The sequence below is a fragment of the Rathayibacter tanaceti genome (assembly GCF_001634385.1).
Taxonomy (GTDB): Bacteria; Actinomycetota; Actinomycetes; order Actinomycetales; family Microbacteriaceae; genus Rathayibacter; species Rathayibacter tanaceti.
Map to the genome: position 1 here is coordinate 1 of NZ_LIIN01000195.1, position 3,104 is coordinate 3,104.

Consider the following 3,104-nt stretch of genomic DNA (forward strand, 5'->3'; position numbering starts at 1 on the left):
ACGCGGTCCCAGGAGTAGCGGGAGCTCCACGCGCTCTCGGCCGGCGGCCCCGTAGCCGCGGGCCCGCTCGGGGTCGGCGAGCAGCGACGCGAGGGCGGCGGCCAGGGCGCCGGGGTCGCGCGGAGGCACGTGCACCCCGGTGACGTCCTCGACCACCGTGTCGATCAGTCCGCCGACCGAGGAGGCGACCACCGGCACGCCGCACGCCATCGCCTCCAGCGGGGTGATGCCGAACGGCTCGTACCAGGGTGCGCAGACCACCACGTCGGCCGAGCGGAGCATCGCGGGCATCGCCGTCTGCGAGAGCTGGCCGACGAAGTCGACGCGGTCCGCGACTCCGAGGCTCGAGGCGACCGCGTGCAGCCGCTGGTACTCGGGGTCGGCCGTGAGAGCGTCGCCCGAGCCAGAGCCACCGACGACCACGAGCTCGGCGTCGTGCCCCGCCTCGACGAGCCGCGCCAGCGCCTCGATCGCGATGCCCATGCCCTTGCGGGGCACTAGGCGCCCGATCGTCATCAGCCGGGCGCGCTCGCCGCGCGGCGCGAGGGAGCCCCGCACCGAGAACCGGTCGATGTCGACTCCGCAGGGCACCACAGAGATGCGCGCCGTCGGCACCCCGAGGCCCTTGAGCTCGAACGCCTCGTCGGAGCAGGTCGCGACGATCCCGTCGGCCCGCTGGCCGACGCCCGGCTCGAGCCAGGCGCGCTCCTCGGGGCTGGTGTCGAGCGCACCCTGTTGCCGGCGTTTGACCACTCCGAGGGCGTGGAAGGTGTGCACCACCGGAACCCGGCGTCCGGTCGCCCGCTCCACCTGCTCGGAGGCGTCGAGCGCGGCGACGCCGGACATCCAGAAGTGGCTGTGCACGAGATCGGGCCGCTCCTGCAGCCACTCCTCGGCGAGGTCGATCGCGAAGTCGCCCATGAACGGCAACAGCTCGTCCTTCGAGACGCGCCTCGGCGGTCCTGCGTCGATGTGCACCACCTCGACACCCGAGGCGAAGGGCACGCGGCGGGGGAGGGAGGGGTCGTCGCGGCGGGTGTAGACCACCACGCGGTGCCCGCGGCGGGAGAGCGCGTCGGCCAGGGCCGCGACGTGCACGTTCTGGCCGCCCGCGTCGACTCCGCCGAGTGTGGCGAGCGGGCTCGCGTGCTCCGAGACCATCGCGATGGTGAGCGGTCGGGCGGCGCGCAGGTGCTGCTTCATCGGGTGCTCCCTTGCAGAGTGGGGGCCGGCGTCGAGCGGCGACGCGGGAGGTCGGCGAGCAGCTCGTCCCAGTCGCGGTGGAATCGGGCGAGGCCGTAGCGGGCGAGGGCGGCCTCGCGGGCCACCGCTCCGGCCCGCGCGGCGAGCTCCGGGTCCTCGACGAGCCGGCGGGAGGCGGCCACGAGCTCCTCGAGGTCGTTCGAGATCGCGCCTGCCTCGGGAGGCACGGCCCGGCCCGCCTCGGTGACGTCGAGCGCCACCACGGGCATCCCGAGGTGCATCGCCTCGAGCAGCGCCAGGCCGAGCGAGGTCCAGCGGAACGGGTGCAGGTACACGCGGCGGCGGGCCAGCGCCGCGTGCATCGCCTGCGTGCGCACGTCGCCGAGCACCGTGACATCGGCCAGGCCGGGCAGCGAGGGGAGTTGGTCGGTCTTCATCCCGAACACGTCGAGCGGAGCGACCGCGGCGAAGCGGGGGAGCAGGTCGGTGCCGGCGACCCGGCCGCGGCGGACCGGCTCGTTGACGACGACTCCAACGTGCGCGAGCTCGCCCGTGTAGAGCGGACCGGGGTCGTGGATCCCGTGCTCGATCACGGTCGTGCGCGTCGAGCCGGTGTCCCACATCAGGGCGTTGAAGTGGCTGACATGCACGATCAGCAGGTCGTCGCGATCGGCGAGCGGATGCCGGTTGTCCGGCACGTCGCCGCGCGGGGTGTTGTGTTCGACGTAGACGGCCGGCACGTCACGGCCGAGCCGGCGGCCCAGCAGCCGCTCGGCCTCCGCCAGCTCCTCGGGGCGCTGGAGGAGCACAGCGTCGACGTCGGTGTCGTGCAGTTCCTCCGGTGGGATCTCGACGGCGTTCGGCCAGTCGCGGCCCCCCGTGCCCAGGCCCCAGCCGTCGCGGGCCGGGGTGGTCGGCAGCAGGGAGGTGTGCGCGCCGCGGACGAAGGCGTCGGCCCAGCCGCCGTGCACGTGCCAGAGCAGGATCCTCATGCCATCGCCTCTCTCGGAGCAGTCGTCTGTCGGAGTCGGAGGGCGGCGGCGACCGCCTCCTCGGCGCTCACCCCCGTGAGGCAGGGGTGGCCCGGGACCGGGCAGACCTGCGCGCGTGAGCCGGCGCACGGCGCCTCCTGATCGCCCAGCAGCACGACCGGGACCCCGTAGGGCGCCCAGCGCACCGCCGGGACGACCGGCGCGAACAGGCTGACGACCGGGGTGCCGACGGCCGCGGCGAGGTGTGCCGGGCCGGTGTTGCCACTGATGACCACGTCGGCACCCGCCAGCACCTCGGCCGCGCCGGCGAAGTCGGTCGCTCCGCCGAGGTCGACGCCCCGGGCTCCGGCGACGTCGGCCCGTGAGGGCACGCTCGCCCCCGGCCGCCGGTGACGACGACCGCGAGGCCCGCGTCGGCCAGCAGCTCGACGGCGCGCGCGCGCTCGCCGCGGGCCACATCCGGGCCGGCACTGCTGCTCCGGGATGCACGACCACGTACGGGCCGATCCCCTCGAGCGCGGCGGGCAGGGCGCCCTCGCGCCGCACGCGGAGCCGGCCGTCGTCGCCCGCGGCATCGTGAATCCGGCAGCCGCGGCGATGGCGAGGGCGCGCTCGGGCTCTGGCTGGTCCTCCTCGAGCGTCTCGCCGGGCACCAGCCGCACATCCAGCAGAGCGCCGGCGAAGTCGACCGAGGCGCCGGTGATTCGCTCGACTCCGCACAGGCGCAGGAGCAGCGCGAGCGGGAGCGGCGACTGGTGGAAGGAGGTGAGGATCACGGCTTCGTCCGGAGCGAACTCCTCGACGATCGCGCGCAGTTCGGCCACGAGCGCGGCGTCGACGGGACGCGAGGCGTCGCCGATCCAGGGGCACCACCAGGTGCGCACGGCCGTCGGCCCGGGCAGCAGCGCC

At 75.0% G+C, this 3,104-nt stretch carries 1 protein-coding gene and 2 pseudogenes; all 3 read right to left on the reverse strand.

Annotated features, from left to right (window positions below):
- Positions 1-1,203: pseudogene (locus tag ACH61_RS14650) on the reverse strand (glycosyltransferase); the annotation flags it as partial.
- Entirely contained in the window at positions 1,200-2,195 is a 996-nt protein-coding gene (locus ACH61_RS14655; RefSeq protein ID WP_068213465.1) for a glycosyltransferase, read from the reverse strand. The pseudogene ACH61_RS14650 and the gene ACH61_RS14655, both read right to left, overlap by 4 nt.
- Positions 2,192-3,104 (reverse strand): annotated as a pseudogene (locus ACH61_RS14660) (glycosyltransferase family 9 protein); the annotation flags it as partial. The gene ACH61_RS14655 and the pseudogene ACH61_RS14660, both read right to left, overlap by 4 nt.